General features: G+C 68.7%; 22 protein-coding genes. 15 read left to right on the plus strand and 7 right to left on the minus strand.

The genetic code is table 11. The features are described from left to right. Positions 1–30: 30 nt before the first annotated feature. Positions 31–516: a VOC family protein gene (locus AB0E63_RS16475; protein ID WP_360366187.1), complete on the plus strand. Its 486-nt coding sequence runs from the start codon at positions 31–33 to the stop codon at positions 514–516. Positions 517–826: 310 nt separating this feature from the next. Next, positions 827–2,107 carry an adenylosuccinate synthase gene (locus tag AB0E63_RS16480; protein ID WP_360366189.1) on the plus strand — a complete coding sequence of 427 codons (1,281 nt, stop codon included), beginning with the start codon at positions 827–829 and terminating at the stop codon, positions 2,105–2,107. Between the two features lie 35 nt (positions 2,108–2,142). On the opposite strand, the gene AB0E63_RS16485 is transcribed toward AB0E63_RS16480, so the two are convergent. Further along, a complete protein-coding gene (locus AB0E63_RS16485) occupies positions 2,143–4,077 on the minus strand; it encodes a serine/threonine-protein kinase (protein WP_360366191.1) in 1,935 nt (644 codons plus the stop codon). A 115-nt stretch (positions 4,078–4,192) separates the two neighbouring features. Here AB0E63_RS16485 and AB0E63_RS16490 point away from each other — a divergent pair, with 115 nt between their 5' ends. Then, positions 4,193–4,513: a DUF1330 domain-containing protein gene (locus AB0E63_RS16490; protein ID WP_360366193.1), complete on the plus strand. Its 321-nt coding sequence runs from the start codon at positions 4,193–4,195 to the stop codon at positions 4,511–4,513. Positions 4,514–4,590: 77 nt separating this feature from the next. Next, positions 4,591–5,184, plus strand: coding sequence for a DJ-1/PfpI family protein (locus AB0E63_RS16495; protein ID WP_360366195.1), 594 nt, complete (start codon positions 4,591–4,593; stop codon positions 5,182–5,184). On the opposite strand, the gene AB0E63_RS16500 is transcribed toward AB0E63_RS16495, so the two are convergent. Then, positions 5,181–6,080 (minus strand): hypothetical protein, encoded by a 900-nt coding sequence (locus AB0E63_RS16500; protein WP_360366197.1) that lies wholly within the window; start codon positions 6,078–6,080, stop codon positions 5,181–5,183. The genes AB0E63_RS16495 and AB0E63_RS16500 overlap by 4 nt on opposite strands. 52 nt (positions 6,081–6,132) lie before the next feature. Further along, positions 6,133–6,834 (minus strand): SDR family oxidoreductase, encoded by a 702-nt coding sequence (locus AB0E63_RS16505; protein ID WP_360366199.1) that lies wholly within the window; start codon positions 6,832–6,834, stop codon positions 6,133–6,135. An 87-nt stretch (positions 6,835–6,921) separates the two neighbouring features. On the opposite strand from AB0E63_RS16505, the gene AB0E63_RS16510 reads away from it, so the two are divergent. Beyond that, complete coding sequence (locus AB0E63_RS16510) at positions 6,922–7,512, plus strand: TetR/AcrR family transcriptional regulator (protein ID WP_360366201.1); 591 nt, start codon at positions 6,922–6,924, stop codon at positions 7,510–7,512. Between the two features lie 220 nt (positions 7,513–7,732). Then, positions 7,733–8,932, plus strand: coding sequence for an alginate lyase family protein (locus AB0E63_RS16515; RefSeq protein ID WP_360366203.1), 1,200 nt, complete (start codon positions 7,733–7,735; stop codon positions 8,930–8,932). 51 nt (positions 8,933–8,983) lie between these two features. Here the strand turns inward: AB0E63_RS16515 and AB0E63_RS16520 are convergent, their stop codons facing one another. Continuing rightward, on the minus strand, positions 8,984–9,805 hold the full coding sequence (locus AB0E63_RS16520) for a siderophore-interacting protein (protein ID WP_360366205.1): 822 nt from the start codon (positions 9,803–9,805) through the stop codon (positions 8,984–8,986). A 150-nt stretch (positions 9,806–9,955) separates the two neighbouring features. On the opposite strand from AB0E63_RS16520, the gene AB0E63_RS16525 reads away from it, so the two are divergent. The 5 genes from AB0E63_RS16525 to AB0E63_RS16545 all read left to right on the plus strand — a co-directional run bounded on the left by AB0E63_RS16525 (position 9,956) and on the right by AB0E63_RS16545 (position 19,435). After that, on the plus strand, positions 9,956–11,023 hold the full coding sequence (locus tag AB0E63_RS16525) for an iron chelate uptake ABC transporter family permease subunit (protein ID WP_360366207.1): 1,068 nt from the start codon (positions 9,956–9,958) through the stop codon (positions 11,021–11,023). A gap of 118 nt (positions 11,024–11,141) precedes the next feature. Continuing rightward, positions 11,142–12,179, plus strand: coding sequence for an iron chelate uptake ABC transporter family permease subunit (locus AB0E63_RS16530; RefSeq protein ID WP_360366209.1), 1,038 nt, complete (start codon positions 11,142–11,144; stop codon positions 12,177–12,179). Between the two features lie 3 nt (positions 12,180–12,182). After that, positions 12,183–13,193, plus strand: a complete 1,011-nt coding sequence (locus AB0E63_RS16535) for an ABC transporter ATP-binding protein (RefSeq protein WP_360366211.1) — start codon at positions 12,183–12,185, stop codon at positions 13,191–13,193. A 60-nt stretch (positions 13,194–13,253) separates the two neighbouring features. Further along, positions 13,254–14,423 carry a M48 family metalloprotease gene (locus AB0E63_RS16540; protein ID WP_360366213.1) on the plus strand — a complete coding sequence of 390 codons (1,170 nt, stop codon included), beginning with the start codon at positions 13,254–13,256 and terminating at the stop codon, positions 14,421–14,423. After that, complete coding sequence (locus AB0E63_RS16545; RefSeq protein ID WP_360366214.1) at positions 14,420–19,435, plus strand: AAA domain-containing protein; 5,016 nt, start codon at positions 14,420–14,422, stop codon at positions 19,433–19,435. The genes AB0E63_RS16540 and AB0E63_RS16545 overlap by 4 nt, the downstream gene beginning before the upstream one ends. Here AB0E63_RS16545 and AB0E63_RS16550 read toward each other — a convergent pair. After that, positions 19,414–20,040, minus strand: coding sequence for a hypothetical protein (locus AB0E63_RS16550; protein ID WP_360366216.1), 627 nt, complete (start codon positions 20,038–20,040; stop codon positions 19,414–19,416). The genes AB0E63_RS16545 and AB0E63_RS16550 overlap by 22 nt on opposite strands. A gap of 117 nt (positions 20,041–20,157) precedes the next feature. Next, positions 20,158–20,529 (minus strand): FKBP-type peptidyl-prolyl cis-trans isomerase, encoded by a 372-nt coding sequence (locus AB0E63_RS16555; protein WP_360366218.1) that lies wholly within the window; start codon positions 20,527–20,529, stop codon positions 20,158–20,160. 159 nt (positions 20,530–20,688) lie between these two features. On the opposite strand from AB0E63_RS16555, the gene AB0E63_RS16560 reads away from it, so the two are divergent. The 3 genes from AB0E63_RS16560 to AB0E63_RS16570 all read left to right on the plus strand — a co-directional run bounded on the left by AB0E63_RS16560 (position 20,689) and on the right by AB0E63_RS16570 (position 22,652). After that, positions 20,689–21,552 (plus strand): alpha/beta hydrolase, encoded by an 864-nt coding sequence (locus tag AB0E63_RS16560; protein WP_360366220.1) that lies wholly within the window; start codon positions 20,689–20,691, stop codon positions 21,550–21,552. Positions 21,553–21,614: 62 nt separating this feature from the next. Beyond that, positions 21,615–22,334 carry a hypothetical protein gene (locus AB0E63_RS16565; protein WP_360366222.1) on the plus strand — a complete coding sequence of 240 codons (720 nt, stop codon included), beginning with the start codon at positions 21,615–21,617 and terminating at the stop codon, positions 22,332–22,334. A gap of 3 nt (positions 22,335–22,337) precedes the next feature. Further along, positions 22,338–22,652, plus strand: coding sequence for a hypothetical protein (locus tag AB0E63_RS16570; protein WP_360366224.1), 315 nt, complete (start codon positions 22,338–22,340; stop codon positions 22,650–22,652). 77 nt (positions 22,653–22,729) lie between these two features. On the opposite strand, the gene AB0E63_RS16575 is transcribed toward AB0E63_RS16570, so the two are convergent. Then, positions 22,730–23,581, minus strand: a complete 852-nt coding sequence (locus tag AB0E63_RS16575) for an SMP-30/gluconolactonase/LRE family protein (RefSeq protein WP_360366225.1) — start codon at positions 23,579–23,581, stop codon at positions 22,730–22,732. Between the two features lie 58 nt (positions 23,582–23,639). Here AB0E63_RS16575 and AB0E63_RS16580 point away from each other — a divergent pair, with 58 nt between their 5' ends. Beyond that, on the plus strand, positions 23,640–24,362 hold the full coding sequence (locus AB0E63_RS16580; RefSeq protein WP_360366227.1) for a hypothetical protein: 723 nt from the start codon (positions 23,640–23,642) through the stop codon (positions 24,360–24,362). Positions 24,363–24,418 lie beyond the last annotated feature (56 nt).

The following is a 24,418-nucleotide window of genomic DNA, read 5'->3' on the forward strand; positions in this document are numbered from 1 at the left end:
GCACGGCGGCCAGAAGATTGACTAAGAGTCATGACGACGAACACGGTAAACCCCATCCCCGACGGTTATCACTCGCTGACGCCGTACCTGGCCGTGCCGGACGGCCCGAAGGCGATCGAGTTCTACCAGTCGGTGTTCGGGGCCGAGGTGATCAGCCGGCAGGACATGCCGGACGGGCGGGTCGGGCAGGCTGAGCTGAAGTTCGGGAACTCGATGCTGCAGCTGAGCGACCAGATGCCGCAGATCGGGCTGCGCGCGCCGAACGGCGAGTGGGTGCATTCCTCGCTGGTGCACTACGTGCCGGACGTGGACGCGACGTACGCGAAGGCCGTCGCGGCGGGGGCGAAGCCGGTGGAAGAAGTGCAGACGTTCATGACGGGTGACCGGTTCGGCACGGTGATCGATCCGTTCGGGCACCGCTGGGCGATCCTCACCAAGGTGGAGGACGTGTCCCGCGAGGAGGCCGACCGGCGGGTGAAGGAGTGGCTCGCCTCGAACCCCGAGGGCCTGGAGTAGTCCAGACACAAGGAAGCGGCCCGCCGGAACCGTCCCCTGCGGCAGTTTCGGCGGGCCGCTGACTAAGAGTGTGCACGCGATCACGCTAAATGGCAACCCGTCAGTTGATGAAACAGTTACTTGAAGTGAGCGTTTCGGCCTTGTGGACGGGGCCGAAACATCGGCTCTTCGGTCCGGTAGGCTTTGGTCGCAAGAGCCTGGTTTCGTCGCCGGATGAACGTCCGGTGAACGTCTCCGGGCTTCACCGTTTCCAGCGTCGGCAGCCGCGGGGTGTGAGGCCGTAGTCCGGCGCGTGAAGAGGAGGGCTGAGATGCCCGCAATCGTGCTCGTCGGCGCCCAGTGGGGCGATGAGGGCAAAGGCAAGGCGACCGATCTGCTCGGCAACACGGGCGAGGTCATCGACTACGTGGTCAAGTTCAACGGCGGCAACAACGCCGGCCACACGGTGGTGATCGGCTCCGAGAAGTACGCGCTGCACCTGCTCCCGAGCGGCATCCTGACCCCGGGCGTCACCCCGGTGATCGGCAACGGGGTGGTGGTCGACCTCGGTGTGCTGTTCGAGGAGCTCGACGCGCTCCAGGCCCGCGGGGTCGACACGTCGCGGCTCGTCGTGAGCGCGAGCGCCCACATCATTCCGCCGTACAACCGGACCCTCGACAAGGTGACCGAGCGGTTCCTCGGCAGCCGCCGGATCGGGACCACGGGCCGTGGCATCGGCCCGACGTACGCCGACAAGATGAACCGGATCGGCATCCGGATCCAGGACCTCTACGACGAGAAGATCCTCGAGCAGAAGGTGACCGGCGCGCTGGAGCAGAAGAACCAGCTGCTGGTGAAGATGTACAACCGGCGCGCGGTGGAGATCCGCGAGGTGCTCGACGAACTGCTCGGGTACGCCGACCGCCTCCGGCCGATGGTGGCCGACACGAGCCTCCTGCTGAACCAGGCGCTGGACGACGGCAGGACGGTGCTGATGGAGGCCGGCCAGGCCACGCTGCTCGATGTCGACCACGGGACGTATCCGTTCGTCACCTCGTCCAACGCGATCTCCGCGGGTGCGTGCACCGGCACCGGCATCCCGCCGACCCGGATCGATCGCGTGATGGCTGTCGTGAAGGCGTACACGACCCGAGTCGGTGAGGGCCCGTTCCCGACCGAGCTGCTGGATGCCGATGGCGAGTGGCTGCGGCAGCAGGGCTTCGAGTTTGGTACGACGACCGGCCGCCCACGCCGGTGCGGTTGGTACGACTCGGTCATCGCCCGGTACGCCGCGCGCGTGAACGGCGTCTCCGACTTCGTCCTCACGAAGCTGGACACGCTGACTGGGCGCTCGACCATCCCGGTCTGCGTCGCGTACGACGTGAGCGGCGTCCGGCACGACGAGATGCCGATGACCCAGACCGACTTCCACCACGCGGTCCCGGTCTACGAGGAGTTCGACGGCTGGTCCGAGGACATCACCGGCTGCAGGACCTTCGAGGACCTCCCGAAGGAGGCCCAGTCCTACGTCCGCGCCGTCGAGTCCCTCAGCGGCGCCCGGATCTCCGCCATCGGCGTGGGTCCCGAACGCAGCCAGATCGTCCAGCTCTGAGGTCCGCCGGACCCCCCGTCATCGTCCGATGCCCGTCATCGTCCGATGATGGGGAGGTCCCGGATGAAGGGCGCGTCCCGGAGATCGCTGAACGTCGGACGGTCGATGGTGGGGGCTTCGATGGGGTTCCGCGCCCAGGCAGCACCCTCACCCTGAGTCGCCTGGTAGAACGTGAAGCCGCCGACAGCCAGAAGCACGGCAGCCAGCATGGCGCCGACCCACTGTGGCCGGAACGTATTGCGCGCCGCGATGTGAGCGCCGCGGCGGAGTGAACTGCCGCCGGGGCCCCACCAGGCGGTGAAGAGTGCGACGAGAGCGGCGCTGCCGAAGCCGACGGCCGACAGCGGCTGCCATTCGAGGCCGTAGGCGGTAGCGGCAACAGCAGTGACGATGCCACCGACCACAACGCCCATCAGCAGCGGCAGGATCAGGCAAGGCAGCGTGATCAGCGCAGCGGTGACGAGCTGCAGTGGGCTGGAGGCTGCCGCCACCACGCCGTCCGAACGCCCGGAGCGGCCACGGATCTGACGGCGACGCATCAGAGCAGTGCTGGTGCGGTCGGCCGTACGAGCGATCACCAGCAGCACGATGGCGATGGCGGCGCCAAGGCCGGGATTGAGAGCAGTCAGGCCGGTCAGCGCCACCATGAACCCGACGACCACCAGAGTCCGCCGGCCGGTGGGTGGAGCCTTCGGTGGTTTCTCCGGGTGGCCGCCACCGGGCTGCTGCTGCGGCTGCCCGGGCTGCTGATACGGCGAGGGACTCTGCTGGTATGGCGACGGATTCTGCTGATAGGGCGAGGGATTCTGCTGATATGGGTACGGCGCAACCGGCTGCGGACCACTCTGATACGGCAAGGGCATCGCGGCCGGCGCGGCGGCAACAGGTGCCGGACTGTACGTCGCGGGATGCACTGGCGCGGCAGCAACAGGCTTCTTGGCCGCGGCGTCGCGAATCTTGTCGCGGATCGGTGTGAACGCCGACCACGGCGGAATGACCGGCGGCACCAGCTCTGCGACATCGGTGGGTGACGGCTCATCCGACGGCAGCTCGCGCGTCATCAGCGCGGTCTGCGGGTGGAGTTGCACGGTCGCCGGTACAGCGATCACCGTCGGCGACTCGCGGGGCGGCAGTGCGTCGCGGCCCTCGGCGTACCGGTTGAGACCGGCCATGATCTCGTCCTGGGTCGGACGGTCGCTCTTACCAGGCGACAGGGCCGCAGCGAGCAGTGGCTTCAGCCGCGGGTCCAAGCCCTCGAGGTCGGCCTGACCGGTGTGCACCCGATGCAGCACCGCTTCGAACGGACCCTTGCCGAAAGGCCGGCGTCCGGTGGCCGCGAATGCCACAGTGGCCGCCCAGCCCCACCAGTCCGCCGACTCCGACACGGTCTCGCCCTCGATGAGCTCGGGCGCCAGATAGCCCGGCGTACCGATCACGAGACCGGTCTGCGTGAGGCGGAGGTCGTCAGCGGCCTGGGCGATGCCGAAGTCGATCATGACCGGCTTGCCGTTCAACATCATCACGTTGCCCGGCTTGAGGTCTCGGTGGATCACACCGGCCAGGTGGATCGCCTGCAGCGACTCCGCGAGGCATCCAGCCAGTGGCAGCCACTTGCGCGGCGTCAGCGGCCCGCGTTCGTCCACCTGCTCGTCCAGCGGCCGTCCTGGGATGAACCGAGTCACCAGGTAGGGCTGGTCGCCCACCAGGTCGTGGTCGAGGATGCCGGCCACGCCAGGGTGGCTCACCTTCTGCAGCGTAGTCGCTTCGCGCTGCAATCGAGCCCGTGCGATCGGGTCATGGGCGACGTGCGGGCGCAGTACCTTCAGCGCAACCTCTTGGTGCTCAGGTCCTTCGGCCAGGTAGACGACACCCATGCCGCCCTGTCCGAGCCGCCGGATCAACCGGTACGGCCCGACCCGCTCCTCCGCCTCCTCGACCGGCGTAGAAGGCGGCCCCCCTGTGACTGACATGCCATCTACGGTACGTCGGCAGCAGACCAAGCAGCCCTGATGACGTCTGAGGTAATCGTCTGAACTCACCGAGGTGCCCGAAGCTGAACGCATCGACCACCGAGGAGGAACAGAGATGAAGCACTACGCGATCGCCTACCTGCGCAACGTCCGGATGGGCGCGGACATCGTCGAGTATCTGGAGCGCATCGACGAGACGTTGGCGCCGTACGACGGCCACTTCATCGTGCACGGTGCCGCGCCGGAACGGATCGAAGGCGACTGGGAGGGTGCGCCGATCGTGATCGAGTTCCCGGACCGCGACCACCTGTACGGCTGGTACGAGTCGGCGGCGTACCGGGAGATCCTCCCGCTGCGCACCGAGAACTCCGACGGCGTGGTGATCTTCGTCGAGGGCGTCGACCGGACCCACCAGGCCACCGACGTCCTGGTCTGATTGCGCTGGCCAGATCCTTGCGAAGGGCGGCATTGTGGCCACTGGTGCAGACCGGTGCCGGCCGATTGGGTGGAGTCATGCGAATCGAGATGCTGGTGTTCGACGGTGTGGACGAGATGGATGTGATGGGTCCGTTCGAGGTCTGGAGTCATGCCTCGAAGCGAACCGCGCTCGCGCTGGCGCTGGTCGGTCTGGACGGCCCGGTCGAGGTGACCGGCCTGAACACCCTGCAATTCAAGGCACCTGAAGGACTTGGTACGCCGGACGCACTCTTCGTCCCGGGTGGCGGCTGGATGAACCGCGCCGAGAAGGGCTCGTGGGCCGAGGCGCGCCGCGGAGTGATGACGGCCAGGATCGCCGAGCTGGCGCCGACGCTCAGCTGGATCGGTTCGGTCTGCACGGGCTCGATGCTGCTCGCCGAGGCCGGCCTGGTGAAGGGCCGCGCGGCCACGACGAACCGCGGTGCGTGGGCGGAGCTCGAAACCTTCGGCGCCGAGCTCAAGTCGAATCGCGTCGTCGACGACGGCACGCTCGTCACCTCCGGCGGCATCACGTCCGGGATCGACCTGGCGCTGCACATCGTCGAGCGCGAGTACGGCGTGGACGTCGCCGACGGAATCGCGGCGACCATGGAGTACACCCGCGACCGGGATGTGTACGTAGGCAGCTAATTCGTCCGGCGCAGCAGGACGCCCCGGCTGCCGCGCTTGCGCAGGAAGGCGGGTCCGCCGGCCAGTGGTTCGAGCCGGGGCGGGACGAGCTCGACCTCATCCTCGATCGCCCACGTCGCCGGCCAGGTCCGGTGGGTGAGCTCGCCCGGCTCGAGCGCGATGAAGAGCCGGTCGGTGGGGAACCGTTCGAGCAGCAACAGGTCCTGGCCGTAGTACAACAGCTCGATCAGCAGGTACGCCGAACCCGTCAGCCGGGCCGTGGTCGCGAGATCGTCGAAGCTGTGCGGATGGATCCGAACGTCACCGGCGACGTTCGTCCTGAGCCGATCCAGCGCCACCGGGTCCGGCTCGGTCGCGTCGACGCCGTACCCGTCGGCGAGCAGGCGCCGCGTCAACGCACCCTGATAGGCACCGATCTCGATCACCCGGCCCGCTGCCGGGTCCAGATGACGCCGTACCCACGCGACCGTCGCGTCCAGCCGCTCCTGCTCGTACGGCGATGCCGTCGGCTGCACGAGCTCGAGTACGAGGTCAGCCGGTGGGCCGGCGGGGTGCCGGACCGGAGCCTGGATGACGGAGATGAGGCCCTCGCCCCAGCGCCCGCGGGCATCGGACGGATGGTGTGTCCAGACGGTGAAGGGTGTACTGCCGGTCTCCAGCGTGATCGCGGCGGCCGCGGTTTCGGCGGAGAACGGCCGGTCCCCTTCGCCGCTGCTGGCGTGCAACGCGGCGATCGCGGCCAGCCGGCCGGCGAGGGGGATCCCGGCTGGGAGTTTCAGATAGATCCCGCGCTCAGCGGCGACGAGGTGCACCTCGCGGCCGTGTGCTGGGTCGAGGACGGACAGGAAATCGGTGACGGCATCTTCCGGGCGGGTAACGGCAAGGACGTCGATCATCCCTGACCAGTTTACGCAAGATCCCTACCGAAAAATGGCGGCCGAGTGTCGGTCAGTTGGCCAGTTCGGGGTAGAGCACCGCGAGGTCCTGGGAGACGGCGGCCTTGGCGCCACGGGCGGTGTCGTCGGCGAGCACCTCGTGCGCGCCGGTCTCGATGCCGTCGAGGGCCTGCTTGGCGATGTCCTCGGGCCGGGACTTCGGGGCGGTGACGGCGGTGGTCATGTCGGTGTCGACGTACCCCATGTGCAGGCCGGTGACGCCGATGCCGCGGTCGAGCAGTTCGAGCCGGATCGCGTTGGTCTGCAGCCAGAACGCGGCCTTCGTCGCGGAGTACGCGCCGTGCCGCGCCACCCAGGACAGGGCCGAGTGGGCGTTGAGGATGTGGCCGCCGCCGTTGCGCTCGATGATCGGCACGAAGGCGCGGGTCAGCTCGAGCGGGCCGAAGAAGTTGGCGTCGAAGACCGCGCGGATCTCCTCGACCGGCGCGTCCAGGTAGGTGTCCGGCGAGCTGGCGCCGGCGTTGTTGATCAGGACGGTGACGTCGGGCGCGGCCGCGGCCAGTGCGTCGATCGAGGCCTGGTCGGTGACCTCCAGTGGCAGCGGGACCACGCGGGGGTCGGTGCTCGGCTGCGGGTTACGCGCGGTCGCGTAGACCTTGGCGACGCCCCGGTCGAGCAGGTCGTCGACGATCGCCTTGCCGATCCCGCGCTGTCCGCCGGTGACCAGGACGACGGCGCCGGTGAGTGTGGTCATCTGAAACTCCTTGGTGGGAACCGATCTGTTTCCCCGACTGTAAACCGATCGGTTTCCATATTCAAATCCGACCGGTACCCTCGTTTCATGACCACCTCCGCGACACCCCGTGAGCGGCTTCTCGACGCTGCGGGCGAACTCTTCTACCGCGACGGCGTCAACATCGGGGTGGACGCGCTCTGCAAGGCGGCCGGGGTGTCGAAGAAGTCGATGTACCAGCTGTTCCGGTCCAAGGACGAGCTGATCGCGGAGAGCCTGGCCAGCCGCGGACCGGCGTACCAGAGTCTGCTGCAGCCCGGCGCGGAGGACGACCGGTCGCCCAGGGAGCGGATCCTGACCGTGTTCGAGCGGCAGGACTCGGTGGTTGCTGCTGGCAACTTCCTCGGCTGCCCCTACGTGAGTACGGCGGTGGAGCTGAAGAATCCCGAGCACCCGGGCTCGGTGGTCGCGCGGCACTTCAAGCAGCAGCTGACCGACTTCTTCCACCGGGAGCTGGTGAAGGCGGGCGCGGAGGACCCGGGCACGCTGGCGATCCAGCTGACGATCATCTTCGACGGCGCGAGCGCGCGGGCGGTCGTCAAGGCGCAACCACTGGCCGGCATCGGCGTCACCACCGCGGCCGCCCTGCTGGACGCGGCCGGAGTCCGCGTCGGCGAGCTGGCGACGCAGGTCAGCTGATCTCGCTGTCGCAGAAAGTGATCGTGAGGCTCTCCCGTTAATGGGACAAAGCCTCACTTTGTTCCACTGAGCTGGGAAAACCTCGCAGTCTGTTCCGTTCGAGGCCAGGTGTTGACGCGTTCACCGTCCGTCGTCAGACTTTCGCAAAGACCCTGCGCTAGTGCCTCCGGGCACGCGGGGGAGCAGTGTCCTACCGCCCCCGAAGACAGGACATCCGCCCATGCGAACCAAACCCCTACTCCTGGCCGCGGCGTGTGCCGCGCTGGTGGCCGGAGCGCTCAGCAGTCCAGCAGTAGCCGCCTCGAAAGCTGAACCCATGGCCGTCGACGCACCTGCGACGTTCACCCATCCAGGTGTTGGCGTCAGCCGGGCCCAACTGGACTTCGTCCGGGCCAAGGTCCAGGCCGGTGCACAGCCGTGGACGAATGCGTTCAACCAGGCGAAGAACAGCTCCTACGCGTCGCTGTCCCGGACGCCGACTCCGCGCTCGGTCGTGGAGTGCGGCCCGTACTCGAATCCCAACCTTGGCTGCACCAACGAGCGTGAGGACGCGATCGCGGCGTACACGGACGCGCTGCTGTGGTACCTCACCCGTGACGATCGATACGCGCAGAAGTCGATCCAGTTGATGGACGCGTGGTCGGCGACCATCACCGACCACACCAACAGCAACGCTCCGCTGCAGACCGCGTGGGCCGCGTCGTCGTGGCCGAAGGCCGCGGAGATCATCAAGCATGTCTACGGCAACTGGCCGAACTCCGGCCGGTTCGCGACCATGCTGCGCAACGTCTACCTGCCCGAGATCATCAACGGCTCGAACTCCAACGGGAACTGGGAGTTGAGCATGACCGAGGCGATCCAGGGCATCGGCGTGTTCCTCGAGGACAAGACCGTGTACGACAAGGCGATCGCGCTCTACCGGGTGCGGGTGCCGGCCTACGTCTACCTGGAGTCGGACGGCGCGCTGCCGAAGACGAAGCCGAGCCAGAACCTCAACACCCGCGACAAGATCGTCGCGTACTGGCAGGGGCAGGGAACGTTCGTGACCGGTCTGACTCAGGAGACCTGTCGCGACTTCACCCACACCGGCTACGGCATCTCGTCGATCTCACACGTCCTGGAGACCTCGCGGATCCAGGGGATCGACCTCTACCCGGAGTTCGGTGAGCGGCTCCGGCAGGCGCTCGGGTTCCAGTCGCGCTGGGAGCGCAACCTCGAGCCGGTGCCGTCCTGGCTGTGCAACGGCGCTGTCAACCGCGGCCTCGGCCCGATCACCGAGGTCGGCTTCAATGCTCTGCACACGCGTCTCGGCATCGCGATGTCCAACACCCAGGCGCTCACCGAGTCTCGTCGGCCGGCCGGCTCCAACAACCTGTTCGTCGCGTGGGAAACCCTCACGCACGCCGAGAATCCGTCCTAAAGATTTCCGGGAGGGCTGGAGAATCTGCCCCTTCAGCTCTCCCGGATCTGTTCAGACCTGGGCTTCGCCGCGCTTCCAGTAGCCCTGGAAGGAGATGGCGGCCTTGGGCATCCCGGCCACGTTGACCAGGTGGCGACGTACCGACTTGATCATCGACGACTCACCGGCCACCCAGGCGTAGTCGGCGTCGTACGGAAGTTCGGCGGATTTGAGGGCCTCGAGCAACGAGGTGCCGTCGGCGGGGGTGATCCAGGTGATGTCGGCGGAGCCGGGGGTCGGCAGCGGCCGGATGTCACTGGCGTCCGGGACCTCGACGAAGACGGTCGCGTGGACGGCGGCCGGGAGCTGCTCGAGGATCCCGGCAAGCGCCGGGAGCGCGGTCTCGTCGGCGACCAGGATCCGGCGCACGCTGGTGGCCGGCGGAACGTAGTCGACGCCGGAGTGCAGTAGGCCCTTGGTGCTGGTGGTGTCGACCGCGAAGGGCAGGATCAGGCCGACCTGGTCACCCAGTTGCGCCTCGCTGACCCAGGCCGAGGCCGGGCCGTTGACGCCGTGCAGGACGAACTCGACATCGAGTTCGGCGACCTTGGGACGCAGCGCGCGGACGGTGTACGTCCGCATGATGAAACGCTCCTCGACCGGCTGCGCACACCACTCCGGGTACCACTCGGGGCCGGAAGGCAGTTTGATCTCGGTGCCGTCGGGGGGTGCGAGCAGCACCTTGATCCGCTGGTCCGGCCCGGCGCTGACCACCTCCGCGATCCGCGGTGCGACGAACGTCACGCGGCGCAGATGCGGGCTCAGGTCGTCAACGGCCGCCACGGCGGCGAGAACCGAGTCGAACACGATCGGCCGCTCGAGCACAGTCGTCATGCTGGTTTCTCCATATTGTCATTGCTGCCCCGCCCCTCCGCCCCGGTCTGGGAAACTACGCAGGGAAGACGCCAGGTGCGGACCCGCGGACGGCCGGGTTATTCTGAGGCGTCTAGAGGTTAGCCTTACCTAAGAGGATCCCAAAGTCCAATGCCCCCGCCCACTGCCGTGGTCGCAACCGGCCCCGATGTCGCCGTCTCGTCGCGCCCTCGGCGGACCCGGCGGGCGACGCTCGTACTCGGCCTGATCGGCTGCATCGCCCTGCTGGTGCTGGTGACGCTGCTCAGCATCGCGGTCGGGTCGAAGCAGATCCCGCTGCCGACGGTGTTCGATGCCCTGCGCCACTACAACGAGGCGAACACCGATCACGTGATCATCCATTCACTGCGGGTGCCACGGACGGTGATCGGCTTGCTGGTCGGTGCCGCCTTGGGCCTGTCCGGGGCGTTGATGCAGGGCGTCACCCGGAACCCGCTGGCCGATCCCGGCATCCTCGGGGTCAACGGTGGCGCCGCGCTGTTCGTTGTCGGCGGCATCTACTGGTTCGGGTTGTCGACTCTGACGTCGTACGTCTGGCTGGCGTTCGCGGGTGCGGCGGCCGCTTCGATCGTCGTCTACATGCTCGGGTCGCTCGGCCGGGAGGGCGCGACGCCGGTGAAACTGGCGCTCGCCGGGGCGGCGCTGACGGCGATGCTCGGGTCGCTGACGACCGCGGTGCTGATCGGTGATGTCGACACCTTCGACCAGTTCCGGTTCTGGTCGGTCGGATCGCTGGCCGGCCGTGATTCGGACATCGCCGCGCAGGTCGCGCCGTTCATCCTGATCGGGATCGTGCTGGCGCTGGTCTCCGGGCGAGTCCTGAACGCGCTGTCGCTCGGTGACGACGTAGCCAAGTCGCTCGGGCAGCGGGTCGGACTGGCCCGGTTGTTCGTGGCGGTGGTCGTCGTACTGCTCTGTGGAGCGGCCACCGCAGCGGCCGGACCGATCGGGTTCATCGGGCTGACGATCCCGCATGTGGCACGGCTCGTGACCGGACCGGACTACCGCTGGATCCTGCCGTACTCGATGGTCCTGGCACCGATCCTGCTGCTCAGCTCCGACGTCATCGGCCGGATCGTCGCGCAGCCCGGTGAGCTGCAGGTCGGCATCGTCACCGCGGTCATCGGAGCGCCGTTCTTCATCGCACTCGTCCGCCGCCGGAAGCTCGCAGACCTATGACAGTGCTTTTGGCCGGGCCTTCGGCGCCGGCGTGGTCATGGGGCCTTGGCTCCCGGCCTTCCCTCGTCGCTCCAGTCGCTTCGCTCCCTGCGCTCCTCAGTCCAGGCCGGGAGGCCCTATGACCGCAGAGGCAATCCAGATCATCACCCGGGCCCGCGCGGCTCGGCAGGCGCGGTCGCTGATGGTGATCGTCGTACTCGCGGTCATCGTGTTCGTGACGTTCTGCGTCTCGTTGTCGCTGGGGGATTTCAAGATCCCGGTCATCGACGTGGTGAAGACGTTGTTCGGCGGCGGCGACCGGGCGACCGAGTTCATCGTCAACCGGCTCCGGTTGCCCAGGGCACTCACCGGCCTGATGGTCGGTGCCGCGCTCGGCATGTCCGGCGCGATCTTCCAGAGCATCGCCCGCAACCCACTGGCCAGCCCGGACATCATCGGCGTGACGTACGGCGCCAGCGCGTTCGCCGTGTTCGCCATCGTCACGCTCGGACTGACCGGCGTCGCGGTGTCGGGTTTCGCGATCGTGGGTGCCGTGCTGACCGCGTTCATCATGTACGTGCTGGCCTGGCGGCACGGGGTGTCGAGCTACCGGCTGATCCTGATCGGGATCGGCATCGGCGCGGTCGCCACCAGCATCACGTCGTACCTGTTGACCAAGGCGAGGGTCGAGATCGCGCAGCAGGCGCTGATCTGGCTGACCGGCAGCCTGAACGGGCGAGATTGGTCGAACGTACGGTCGCTCGCGATCACACTGGTGGTGCTGGCGCCTTTGACCACGTTCCTCGTGCACCGGCTGCGCATTCTCCAGCTCGGTGACGAGACGGCGTACGGGCTGGGGTTGCGGGTGGAGAGCTCGCGGCTCGGGTTGATCGTGATCGCGGTCCTGCTGGCCGCGGTGGCGACCGCGGCGGCCGGGCCGATCGGGTTCGTCGCGTTCGTCGCGGCGCCGATCGCGCGGCGGCTGACCAGGTCGCCAGGGCCGGCGATGATCTCGTCGGCTTTGCTCGGCGCGCTGGTGGTGGCTCTGTCGGACTTGATCGCGCAGCACGCGTTCGGCGACACGCAGTTGCCGGTCGGTGTGGTGACCGGCGTGGTGGGCGCGCCGTACCTGATGTTCCTGCTGGCCCGGACCAACCGGGTGGGGAGTGGTGGCTGAGAGATGGAGAACCCTGTGGAAGCCGTGACACCACACAGCTTGGCTGCCGATGGGCTCGCGGTCGGCTATGACCAGCGGGAGATCATCCACGACCTGTCGGTCCGGATCCCGACCGGGAAGATCACTGTCATCGTCGGCGCCAACGCGTGCGGCAAGTCGACCCTGCTGAAGACGCTCGCCCGGCTGCTCAAGCCGTCGCGCGGGACCGTGCTGCTGGACGGCAAGAGCATTCAGTCGATCCCGACCCGCGAGGTCGCGACCAAGCTCGGGCTGCTGCCGCAGTCACCGACCGCGCCGGAAGGGATCACGGTCGCCGACCTGGTCGGTCGTGGACGGTACCCGCGGACCCGGTGGATCCGGCAGTGGACCAAGACCGACGACGAGGCGGTCGCGGAGGCGATGACGTCGACCGACGTCCTGTCGCTGGCCGAACGGCCGATCGACGAGTTGTCCGGTGGGCAGCGGCAGCGGGTGTGGATCGCGATGGCGCTCGCGCAGGAGACGGACATCCTGTTGCTGGACGAGCCGACCACGTTCCTCGATCTGACTCACCAGTTCGAGGTCCTCGATCTGCTCGTCGACCTGAACAGGTCCGACGACCGTACGATCGTCCTGGTGCTGCACGACCTCAATCAGGCCTGCCGGTTCGGTGACCACCTGATCGCGATGAAGGACGGCGCGATCGTTGCCGAGGGCAACCCTCGCGAGGTGATCACCGAGCAGGTCGTCCATGACATCTTCGGCCTGGCCGTCAAGGTCATCCCCGACCCGGTCGCCGGCAGCCCGATGGTCGTCCCGATCGGCCGCCACACGACCCGCACCGACGCGGCCGGCGCCGACCCGTCCGGTGCCGACGCGACCGCCGCCGACTCGTCCGGTGCCGACGCGTCCGGTGCCGCGGGCGTCCCGTCCGAGGTCGGCTCCGGCGCCGGTGCAGGGCCCGCGAACCCCGCGGCCCAGGCGCTGGCCGCCTCCTCCGCCGCCATCGGAGTGTGCCGACCCGCCGACCGCTGACCCACCTGGCGGGGCCTTGACCCTCGGAATTCGTCGGTCGGGGTGGTTATCGTGGCGGCCATGTTGTCCGTCTTGGGGTATCACCGGGCTGTCCTGGCGGTTGTTCGCCGCCTGGACGAGCGTGCGTGGACGGCCCTGCTGGGCGGTCCCGTCGATGGGCTCGGCGACGTACTGTTGCGGCACGCGTACCGGCTGGAGGCGGGTGCGCACCCGATCGTGTATCGGGCCGGACAGCGGGCCGCCGAGGCACTGGACCTGGATGCGGACATCGACTACTTCCAGGTGAGTGGGGATCCGAACGCGGCGTACATCCATCAGCCCGGCAAGGCGGTCATCCTGTTCCAGGGAGAGTTGCTCGACCGGCTGGACGAGGACGAGCTGACGGCTGTCATCGGGCACGAGCTCGCGCACCGACTGCTGTGGGAGGACGAGGACGGCGGGTATCTCGCCGTCGACCGGCTGCTCGACGCCGCGGCCGGTGACGCGCGCACCCCTCCGCAGTATCTGGAGACCCATCGGCGCTGGTCGCTGGCGACCGAGCTCTTCGCCGACCGGGGTGCGCTGACCGCGTGCGGCGACCTCGCGACCGCCGTACGCGCTCTCCTCAAGCTTCAGACCGGGTTGAGCACCGCCGATCCCGAGGCCTATCTCCGGCAGGCCGAAGGGCTGGACCTCAGCGCCGGCAGCCGGGGGGCGACGCATCCGGAGGGGGTCGGCCGCGCCTGGGCGTTGAAGTACTGGCTCGCCGGCGAGGACGTCGAGGCGCTCGTCACCGGACCGCTCGACGTCGACGCGCCGGACCTGCTCGACGCGAGCTTGCTCTGTGAGCTGAGCAGTGACTTCGCCGCCTCGATCGCCCACACCGGCGGATTGCGTACGGACGCGATCGCCACGGCCGCGGCGGGTTTCGCGGATCCGCCCGGCCCGCTCGGCGTACCGGGCGGAGCGGTGCCGCGGTTCGACGAGCCACTGGCGGTCCGTCCGATCGACGGGGCGCCGATGCCGCGGCCACGACCGTTGACCGAGGCAACTAAACGCTACTTGTGCTACCTGCTGCTCGACCTGGCCACCACCGATCCGGACGCCGGCGACGACGGCCTGGTCGCCTCGCTCGTGATCGCCCGGCGCTCCGGCCTGACCGGGTACGACGACATCGCCGACGACGAGCTCGGGTGGAGCGACAAGCAACGAGCGCGCTTGGTGCGAGCCGCGGAGGAGGTGGTCGGATGAGCGCCGACGACCTGGTCGCGCTGGCCGTCTCGCAGGGCGGGCTCGGTAACGACGCCCTGCTGGCGGCCGTGCTGCCGCTGTTCCACGCGACCGCCGAGGTGCACGAGCGGGGTCTGGTCGCGCCGTTGCGTGGCCTCGACCGGATCACCGTCGACGAGCAGCACCGCCTGGGGTTCGCGCCCGAGGACGCCGTCCGGCCCGCGCTCGCGCGGCGCGAGATCGAGGCCCGGCAAGGGTCGCGGCCGGCCGCGGTGGAAGTGGTCGCGCATCGCCAGGCCGATCTCGATCTCGGTACGAGCGGTGGCCGGGTGACGACCGTGGTCACCGAGCCGCTCCCCGAGGCAATCACGGCACCCGTTCACCTGGCCGGCTGGCAGAGCTGGGAGCACGTGGTCGGCCACCACGACCCGCTCACCGACATCTTCAGCCTGGGGCAGTTGCTGCTCGCCCTCGGCTGCGGCCTCGACCTGTCTCGTACGGCCGACGTCGCAAGCCTCATCGACGCCCGCGGCAACCTGTATCGGCTCGATCCCGACCTGCACCCGGTGATCGTCTCGGTGGCCGCCCAGATGGCCGAACCGGATCGGCACCACCGCGCCCAGGATCTGCGCTCACTGATCGAGCAGCTCGAGAACTACCGCGACCAGCCTCTCGACTTCGACGTAGAAGCCATCACCCGCGGGGCGGCCGACCGGCGTACGGCGGTGCTCGGGGCACTGCGGGACCGGCTGTTCGACCTGTCCCGGCGGAACCGGCTGATCAACTTCCGGCCGACCGCGCAGACGCTGAACGTCACCGAGGTGTCGGTGCCGTTGATGCTCGACGTCCGGACGATCCGCGCGGAGCAGCTGTTCACCTGGCGCGACGATCTCGCCGCCGAGCTCCTCGGCAAGCCCCAGCCGCTGGGCAAATGGGTCCGGTACGACGAAGCGCCGTACGCCGCGAACACGCTGGACAAACTGATCGCGACGGCTCGGCGGGACAGAGCGGAGTACGGGCAGGATCAATTGCGGCTGGTTCCGGCATTCCTGCGCTGGCACGACCTGAAGAGCGACCGGGACACCCGGCTGGCGTCGCCGCTCGTGCTGGCGAAGGTTGAGCTCACCAAGAAACGCGGCGTACGGGATTCATACACGCTCCGGGTCGCCGACCCGATCGCGGAGGTCAACCCGACCCTGCGCCATCACCTGCGCCAGCTGTACGGGATCACGCTGCCGGAGACCGTGGACCTTTCCGAGCCGGGCGCGATCACCGCGCTGCACGAGCGGCTGGCGAAGGAGATCCAGGCGACCGAGCCGGGCCTGCAAATGCACCTGCGGGAGAAGCCCCGGATCGACCTGGTTCGGCAGCGCGCGATGGTCCGGCTGCGGAGCTACCAGCGGCGCAAGCACGGCAACACCGCCTACGAGTTCGGTGGCAAGCACTACGCGTACTCCTATCGCCGGACCGACTACCAGCCGCTCGGCGTGCAGATCTTCCGGACCCAGCTCGCCCGGCAGGAGTTGCCCCTCGGCGTGGCGCTCGGCGCGGAGCCGCGGCGGCCGGGCGCGATCGAGACCGATCTGTACTCGCTCGACACCGAGGGCGGCCCGTACTCGTGGGATGTCGACCTCTGCGCGGTCTCGCTCGCCAACTTCAACTACCGCACGCTCGGCCTGGTCCGCGACTACGACGAACTGCTCGCGACCGGTGCGTCGTGCGCTTCGTTCGACCAGCTGTTCTCCGACCGCCCGCGGCCGATCAGCAGCGCGCCGCCGGAGCTCCCGATCGGCGACCGGCACCTGGTCGTGCCGGCCGACGGGTCGCAGGTCGCGGCGATCGCGCGGGCGCGGCGGGGTGAGAGCTTCGTCATCCAGGGTCCGCCGGGGACCGGCAAGTCGCAGACGATCACCAACCTGATCGCGGACTTCGTCGCCCGCGGCCGCCGCGTCCTGTTCGTCTGCCAGAAGCGGGCCGCGCTGGATGTCGTGCATGCGCGCCTGGCGAGCCGCCGGCTGGACGGGCTGTGCGCACTGATCCATGACTCGCAGGCCGACAAGAAGGCCTTCGTCCACGGGCTGCGGGACACGTATGAGACCTGGATGGCAGCCGAGGACGACCTGGACGAGCTGAGCGGACGCCGTGACCAGTTGGTCGCCAGGGTGGACCGGCTGCTCACCATGGTCGGTGAGTTCGAGCATCACCTGACTGCTGGCGAACCGCGGCTCCGGGACGTCGTGAACCGGCTGACCGAGCTCCGCGACCATCACTGGGAGCCGTTGGACGAGCAGGCGCTGGTGCCGGCGGCCGGTGAGTGGTGGTCCGCCCGCTCCGTCGTACGGACGGTCGCGCGGGAGCTAGCCGCCGCCGACCCGGCCAGTGAAGGGGTGCTCGCGCGCAGTCCGTTGGCGTTTCTCGCAGCGGAACGGTGGGGCGATGCCGATGTGCCCGAGAGCGCTCGCCAGGTTCGAGCCGCGTGGGCGGGAGTGGCCTCCGCTCTGGCCCACGTCGGCGCCACGGCACCGGACGACGGATGGAGCGTGCAGCAGGTCCGAGTTCTCGCGGAGCTCGGGCGCGCGCTCGCGCCGCTGGCCGCGCGTGACCGTGTGGAGGCGATCGATCCGCGGTCTCAGCGGGCCCATGAGTTGTCGGCGGTGGGCGCCCGGCGGGAGTGGTTCGTGGCAGCCGAGCGGGCTGCCTGGGAGACGGCGGCCGGGTGGCGGGAGCCGCTGGCGCCGGCCGACGCGAAGTCCGCTCTGAAGGTTGCCCAGAGCAAGGAAGGCGGTCTGTTCTCCTTCCTCAACGGGGACTGGCGCCGGGTGCGGGACTTGGTGCGGAGCCGCTTCGACAGTACGGCGCGCGCCGTACGCCCGTCTGTCGTCGAGGTGCTCACCGACCTGGTGGCTGCGCAGGAGGCCACCGCCGCCGTTGCGGAACACGTCGAACGGACGCGACATGACTGGGGTGTGGACGATCCGGTCGCGTTGACCGATCGGCTGACGTCGTTGCGGAAGAATCCGCTCCTTGCGGACTGGCGTTTCGTCCTGGGCGACGGAGCTCCCTCGGAGCTGGAGCGCGTGGCCGATGCGCTCGATCAAACCGAGGAACCGACGCAGCGGTTGCTGGCGGCGGAGTACGAGACGCTGACGGTGGATGGTGTGCGTGGGCTGGCGTATCAGCTGGTCGAGGCCGATTCCGTCGTACGAGCTGTTGGTCCGGCCTTGCGGGAGCTGGAGGACGCGCCGGAGTCGGTGCGGACCGCGGTGCGACGGCTGTACGCGTCGCCTGACCAGCTCGAGTACGCGGTGTGTGCGGTGGAGTGGGAGCGCGCCCGAACCGCCGCGCCGCTGCAGCTCACTTCGGCGCGGGTGGACTCGATCGTCGGCGAGCTGAGCCTGGTCTACGACGAGCTGACCTCGTTGAACGCCGAAGTGGTCGTCGCCCAGGTTCGGCGGCGGTTCCTGACCGAGCTGGCGCACTCGGAGCAGACCGTGACCGGGATGTCGCCGGAGGATCGGGAGCGGAAGAAGGCGTTCGCCGCGGGGCGGCGGGAGCTGGAGCACGAGTTCGGCAAGGTGATGCGGTACCGGTCGATCCGCGACCTCGCGTCGGGTGCGCCGGGCGCGGTGGCGTCGCTGCTGCGGCCCGTCTGGCTGATGAGTCCGTCGTCGGTGTCGGACACGTTGCCGCTGACCACGGCGTTCGACGTGGTGGTGTACGACGAGGCGAGCCAGATCCCTGTGGAGGAAGCGATCCCGGCCCTGCACCGCGCGCCTCAGGTGATTGTCGTCGGTGATCAGATGCAGCTGCCGCCGACGACGTACTTCCGGGTTCGTACCGAGGACAGCGGGTTCGAGGACGATGCGGCCGAGCAGGTTGGGATTGCGCTGACGGAGGACAGCTTCCTCTCGATCAGCGCTCTGCGGCTCGCGGCCACGATGCTCACCTGGCACTACCGGAGCCGCTCCGAGGCGCTGATCTCCTTCAGCAACGCGGCGTTCTACCAAGGCCGGCTCGCGACCGTCCCGGACCGGCTGCCGGCGCAGGCTGCGCCGCCGTGGACGTTGCGGTCCGATTCCCCGGCGGTGTCCGAGGTCTGCGACAGCGTGCTGACCGGCAGCATCACGGCCGTCCGGCTGGTGGACGGCGTCTACGTCCGGCGGACCAATCCGGCCGAGGCGCGCTGGATCGCCGAGCTGGTGCGAGAGTTGCTGACCCGCGAGACGGGGAAGAGCCTGGGCATCGTCGCGTTCTCCGAGGCACAGCAGGCAGAGATCGAGCGGGCGCTGGACGACCTGGCCGATGCGGATCCGGACTTCGGTGCGCGGTACGAGGCGGAGCAGGTGCGGACGCACGGAGAGCAGGACGTCGGGCTGTTCGTGAAGAACCTGGAGAACGTGCAGGGCGACGAGCGCGACATCGTCGTGATGAGCGTCTGCTACGCCGCCGGAGCGGACGGGCGGATGCTGATGAACTTCGGCCCGATCAACACCTCCGGCGGAGAGAAGCGCCTCAACGTCATCTTCAGCCGCGCCCGCCACCACATGGTCGTTGTCAGCAGCATCGAACCCGAGGCGATCACCAACACGTACAACGACGGTGCCAATACCCTTCGCCGCTTCCTCGGCTACGCCACAGCGGTGTCCCGCGGTGACTCGGCAGCCGCCAAGTCAGCCCTCGTGCCGGTGAAGCCCGCGGCCTCCGTTGTTCCGGTCAGTTCAGTGGTCGAACAGCTTCGCGCAGCCCTGGAAGCACGGGGGGTGGAGGTGGAGACAGCGGTCGGTGAGTCGGTGTTCCGGTGCGACCTGGCGCTGAAACTCCCCGGCGACGAGGGTCACCGCCTGGCCGTCCTAGTGGATACCCGGGAACGTGTTGGTGCCGACACGCTGCTGGAACGCCTGACCACTCACCCGAGAGCGCTCGCCGTGACCGGCTGGCGGGTGCACCACGTCCTGTCGACCGACTGGACCCACTCTCCCGACGCCGTGGTCACTCAGCTTCTCGACGCCCTTCACCGCCCGGTCGACGCCTGACGCGAGCGGACCTCGTACAGGAGGAGGCCGGCCAGGAGGGCGCCCAGGGTGCCGAGGGCCAGGTCGCCGAGGGTGTCGGTGTAGGCGGACTGGAGCTCGGGGGAGTTGCGGACGAAGGCGACGTACTCGCCGAGCTCCCAGACGACGGCCGCGGTGGCGCCGAAGCCGAGCGCGACGAAGGCGGTCAGGCCGCGGGAGAGGTTGCGGGGCGCGAAGGCGAGCAGGACGCCGGCGGTGAGGAAACCCCAGAGCAGGAAGTGCATGGCGTCGTCCCACCAGTCGACGGTGTCGAACAGGTTGAGGCGGTTACCGATCAGGTCGATCAGCCAGGGCAGGGTCATCAGCAGGTCGGCGGTCCAGGGGAAGCTCTTGTGCAGCTTGCTCCTCGTCCGCCCGTAGGCCCACCACCACAGCGGCAGGACCATCGCGCCGATCGGGTAGACGATCAGCCGCGCGGTCGACGCCTTGCCCTTGATCCCGCTCAGGTCCGGCCAGATCAGGGCCAAGAGCAACAAAACGAACAGCAGCACCTTCGCGGCCAGCGCGGCGTATTGGGTGACGTTGACCCGCGCGGTGGAGGTGCTCGTGGCAACCATCGTCGTCATGCCTCCCAGTCAAACCGGCCGCTGGGCGAGGCGGATGAGTACAACTACGCGAAGGACCCCCGCGATGTCCGCCATTGTGGCGGATCGCGGGGGCCCAGGACAGCGGGTGGATCTACGTCAGCTGACGCTGACCAGGTCGACCACGAAGATGAGGGTTTCGCCGGGCTTGATCGCGTTGCCGGCGCCGCGGTCGCCGTACCCGAGGTGCGGCGGGATGACCAGCTGGCGCCGGCCGCCGACCTTCATCCCCTGCACGCCGGTGTCCCAGCCCTGGATGACCTGGCCGACGCCGAGCTGGAAGGCCAGCGGCGCGCCCCGGTTGTACGACGCGTCGAACTCCTCGCCGGTCGAGTGGGCCACGCCCACGTAGTGCACGTTCACCCGCGACCCGGCCTTGGCCTCGTCGCCGTCACCCACGGTGATGTCGGTGATCTCCAGATCCGCCGGCGGCGGTCCATCCGGAAAGTCGATCTCAGGCTTGTCAGTCATGCCCCCAGCTAAGCAGATCGCCTGCTCGAGGTCGCAAGGTGGTGCGCGGAGAGTTCCGGGTAAATGCCGGATGAGGACCTGTTCGGTGCGCCTGGAGCCGGTCTAGGCTCACGGTCACGAGCCCAGCCTAGGGGGATGGGCCGGATCAGAGGAGCTGTCATGGCCGAGCCCGTCACCCACACGATCGACGTTCCCGGAGCCACGCTGACGTACGACATCCGCGGCGATCTCGCCCACCGGCCGGTGCTGCTGATGATCGGTTCACCGATGGGTGCGAGCGGCTTCCCGACCCTGGCCTCACACTTCGCCGACCGGACCGTCGTCACCTACGACCCGCGCGGGGTGGAGCGGAGTGCCCGCAGCGGTGAGCTGACCGAACTGACGCCGGACGACCATGCCGCCGACCTGATCGCGCTGATCGAGACGCTTGACGCCGGGCCGGTCGACCTCTTCGCCAGTAGCGGCGGCGCGGTGAATGCGCTGGCCCTGACCGCGCAACGGCCCGATCTGATCAACACCCTGGTCGCGCACGAGCCGCCACTGGCCGGGATCCTGCCGGACAGCGAGTCCGCGCTGGCCGCGGTCGCCGATATCTACGACACGTATCAGCGCGACGGCATGGGCGCCGGGATGGCCAAGTTCATCGCGATCGTCAGTTACGACGGCGAGATCCCGGCCGACTACACCGAGCAGCCGGCGCCTGATCCGGCCATGTTCGGGCTGCCGACCGAGGACGACGGTTCCCGCACGGACGCTCTGCTCGGGCAGAACCTTCGCGGCTGTACGGCGTACCAGCCGGATTTCGATGCCCTCGGCAAGGCGAAGGACCGGATCGTCATCGGGGTCGGCGAGGAGTCCGGCAACTGCCTGGCCGGCCGCGGTGGCAAGGCAGCGGCCGCCCGCCTTGATCTCGAGCCGGTCGTCTTCCCCAGCGGGCACGGTGGCTTCCTCGGCAACGAGTACGGCCAGCCCGGCAAGCCGGAGGAGTTCGCGGCCAAGCTGCGGGAGGTGCTCGACCGCTGACCTGCACCCCTTGAGCGCTAACGTCACACTCTGTGCTCAAGAAACTCGCCGTAGCTTGCACTGTGGCTGCCGTTGTGGCCGCTGCGGTTGCCGTCGTCGCTCCGCGGACGTCGGACGCGAGCACGACGGAGCCTAGTGTGTCGGCGGCCGAGAACTACGGGCAGTACTCGCTGATGTTCGAGCGGTCGGCTGGGCAATACTTTGCCGGGCAGACCGCGGCCGGGCAGTGGGCGTGGACGCCGTTGAGCGCGACTGAGGCCGACATCTCCTGGGGCGATCCGAAGACCTGGCCGCCGAAGTCTGCGGAGCACTTCATCCACGACGGCGAGTGGGTGCTACTCGACGGGTACAACGACGGCGCGGGCCGGCCGCTGACGCAGGTCCAGCGGGTCATGTCCGAGAAGATCGGCGACGCGGAATGCGCCAACCTGACCGACATCCCGTCAGCCGGCGGGCGGCAGCACTACGTGAAGTGGAACATCCCCGCGGCCGGCTACTGCCTGGACGCGTCCGGCACCATCAAGCCGCCGAACGGCTCCACCACGGTCAACTTCCGGCACCTGCAGAAGTGGCTCCCGCCGCACCCCTGCTCCAACCCGTACTACTCCGACCAGACCTGCATCACCCAGTTCGAGCAGTGGTGGGACGACAACAACCACCCCTACGCCCTCCAACTCTCCCGCACCGTCGAGATCGCCAAGGGTCTAGGCATGGCCTTCACCAACCGCACCACAGTCCCCGTCCCCTGGAACGCCGACGGCCGCAACTACTGGCACTACTGACCCGTGGGAGCGATCGCCTACTTACTGCTCGTCGTACTGGCGGTTCTCGTCAGTGCGCAACTCTTGATCCTCATGGATCGCGGGGTTCCCGTGCGCAAGCGCCTCCGCGACCTCGGGTACGGAGGCGACGCCACGTTCTTGCTGGTAGTGGCGCTGCTGATCGGGTCGGCGCTCGGCGCGTTCATCGGCTACTTCCTCAATGCTGTGGGGACAGGTGCCACGGTCGGCCTGGTGTCCGGCGGCGTCGTGTGGCTTGCCGCCGCAGCGTGGGCGCACGCCCGTCCTCGACAGACCCCGGGAACCCATCGGGGCGACTGAACACGGCCGGCCCGATCGTGCGTGCCGCGGATCGCGCTCGGTCAGGTCAGAGGCGGGCCGGGGCGCGGGTGGCTGGATTATGGGTGGCCGGCGGATCGGGCCGGTGCCGGGTGCGTCAGGATGCGGCCGGTTCGGGAGGTCAGGAGGCGGTCGAGGTTGGATTCGAAGGACTCCTGCATGTGCCAGTCGGCGGTCAGGATGTAGAGGGTTCGGCCGTCGGGACCGCCTAGGGTGCAGGCGAAGCCGGCGTGTTCCAGGGGGACGGTTTCGAGGATCTTGCCGCCTTCGGCGATGCGGAGGCAGGCGGGGGCGTCGTCCGCCCAGCCGGGCGTCCAGATGGCACCGTCAGCGTCCATCACCATGCCGTCGCCGGTGTGGGGGGCCCAGACGCGGCGGTTCGACAGTGAGCCGTCCGCGGAGATGTCGTACGCCGTCAGCACGCCGGCGAACGACTCCGCGATGACAAGGGTCGTGTTGTCGGGCGTGATCACCATGCCGTTCGGGAACGCAAGTTCGTCCGCCACCCGGCGTACCGAACCGTCCGGGGTGATCAGCAGGATGAACCCGGGACGCTCGCCCTCCCCGGGATGGAAGTCGCACCCACCGTTCACGTAGACGTTGCCGCGCCCGTCGACCACGATCTCGTTGAGCAGCCCGTACGCCGACAGATCCGCGTGCACCACCAACTCACCAGACGCCTCCTGCCGGAGCAGCAGCCCCTCCGGCCCGGACACCACGACCAGCCGCCCATCCGGCAGCCAGTCAATCGAGAACGGCAGCGTCGTCGGCACCCGAGCCATCACCTCACGCCGACCATCCCCATCAACCGCCAGCACCTCCTGCGCCCCCCAGTTCGAACACCACAACCGCCCCTCACGCCACCGAGCCGACTCCCCAATCACAAGCCCTTCCACCAACACCTCAGTCATCACACATCTCCTTCCGCCTTTACCCCTACACGAACGAGAAATACCGAGATCGACAGCGATGTCTCTGGCTATGCTCGGCGCCGTGATGCCGGAGGAGATCGGTCCCCACCGTGAGACGCTCGCTCTCCTGGAGCCGCAGGCAGATCACCGAGACGCGGAGCAGACGCTTCTCGCGGCCGGGTGGACCCGATGCGGGGCCGGCGACTGGGCGATCGCGCTCCGCTCGCCCGACGGTACGGCGGTGGCGCGGATCAGCCCGTTCGATCCGGCCAGCGTGTATTCGGTGGCCCTGTACCGCGACGCCGCGCACACCCGGCAGGTTCCGCAACTGTTCGCGCACCGTCGTCTCACTGGTGGCGGCGACCTCCAGATCATGGAACGGCTCCGACCCGTCCCCGAGCACGAGGCCGCCGCGTTCCACCGGGCGATCGCCGAGCGGGCGCCGGAGGTTGCCGATCTCGTTGACGTCGTACGCCGTATCCATGAACGGGCTCGGAGAGAGCTGCCCTGGTTCGGACCTGAGCTGGATGACAACCCGGACAACATCATGCGCGCCACGGATGGGCGACTCGTGGCCATAGACCTGTTCGGCGCCGACGGCCCGAACCTGTACGCGACCGTGGCCAGCGACCCCGATCTCGTCGTCGCCCGGATCCCCGAGCCCGACCGGCGCTTCATGACCGAGATCCCACTGACCGCGACCGGCCCCTGGGAACCCGAGGTGCGGGAAGCCATGCGTGCCGCCCTCGCCGCAGCCGACGCCCGCAACAACAGCTCTTAGTGCCGCGTCAACAAATGGTGCGGTTGTCATGGCATCGGGGGGCGGCACCCGGCGCT

Origin of the sequence: Kribbella sp. NPDC026596 (assembly GCF_040638415.1) — a bacterium.
Taxonomy (GTDB): Bacteria; Actinomycetota; Actinomycetes; order Propionibacteriales; family Kribbellaceae; genus Kribbella.

Coding starts and splice junctions, on each gene's coding strand:
- AB0E63_RS16555 (WP_360366218.1), bottom strand. CDS start 20,529: ATGACTGACAAGCCTGAGATCGACTTTCCGGATGGACCGCCGCCGGCG.
- AB0E63_RS16575 (WP_360366225.1), bottom strand. CDS start 23,581: ATGACTGAGGTGTTGGTGGAAGGGCTTGTGATTGGGGAGTCGGCTCGG.
- AB0E63_RS16580 (WP_360366227.1), top strand. CDS start 23,640: ATGTCTCTGGCTATGCTCGGCGCCGTGATGCCGGAGGAGATCGGTCCC.
- AB0E63_RS16550 (WP_360366216.1), bottom strand. CDS start 20,040: ATGACGACGATGGTTGCCACGAGCACCTCCACCGCGCGGGTCAACGTC.
- AB0E63_RS16480 (WP_360366189.1), top strand. CDS start 827: ATGCCCGCAATCGTGCTCGTCGGCGCCCAGTGGGGCGATGAGGGCAAA.
- AB0E63_RS16525 (WP_360366207.1), top strand. CDS start 9,956: ATGCCCCCGCCCACTGCCGTGGTCGCAACCGGCCCCGATGTCGCCGTC.
- AB0E63_RS16490 (WP_360366193.1), top strand. CDS start 4,193: ATGAAGCACTACGCGATCGCCTACCTGCGCAACGTCCGGATGGGCGCG.
- AB0E63_RS16520 (WP_360366205.1), bottom strand. CDS start 9,805: ATGACGACTGTGCTCGAGCGGCCGATCGTGTTCGACTCGGTTCTCGCC.
- AB0E63_RS16495 (WP_360366195.1), top strand. CDS start 4,591: ATGCGAATCGAGATGCTGGTGTTCGACGGTGTGGACGAGATGGATGTG.
- AB0E63_RS16515 (WP_360366203.1), top strand. CDS start 7,733: ATGCGAACCAAACCCCTACTCCTGGCCGCGGCGTGTGCCGCGCTGGTG.
- AB0E63_RS16560 (WP_360366220.1), top strand. CDS start 20,689: ATGGCCGAGCCCGTCACCCACACGATCGACGTTCCCGGAGCCACGCTG.
- AB0E63_RS16510 (WP_360366201.1), top strand. CDS start 6,922: ATGACCACCTCCGCGACACCCCGTGAGCGGCTTCTCGACGCTGCGGGC.
- AB0E63_RS16540 (WP_360366213.1), top strand. CDS start 13,254: ATGTTGTCCGTCTTGGGGTATCACCGGGCTGTCCTGGCGGTTGTTCGC.
- AB0E63_RS16500 (WP_360366197.1), bottom strand. CDS start 6,080: ATGATCGACGTCCTTGCCGTTACCCGCCCGGAAGATGCCGTCACCGAT.
- AB0E63_RS16485 (WP_360366191.1), bottom strand. CDS start 4,077: ATGTCAGTCACAGGGGGGCCGCCTTCTACGCCGGTCGAGGAGGCGGAG.
- AB0E63_RS16545 (WP_360366214.1), top strand. CDS start 14,420: ATGAGCGCCGACGACCTGGTCGCGCTGGCCGTCTCGCAGGGCGGGCTC.
- AB0E63_RS16475 (WP_360366187.1), top strand. CDS start 31: ATGACGACGAACACGGTAAACCCCATCCCCGACGGTTATCACTCGCTG.
- AB0E63_RS16530 (WP_360366209.1), top strand. CDS start 11,142: ATGACCGCAGAGGCAATCCAGATCATCACCCGGGCCCGCGCGGCTCGG.
- AB0E63_RS16505 (WP_360366199.1), bottom strand. CDS start 6,834: ATGACCACACTCACCGGCGCCGTCGTCCTGGTCACCGGCGGACAGCGC.
- AB0E63_RS16535 (WP_360366211.1), top strand. CDS start 12,183: ATGGAGAACCCTGTGGAAGCCGTGACACCACACAGCTTGGCTGCCGAT.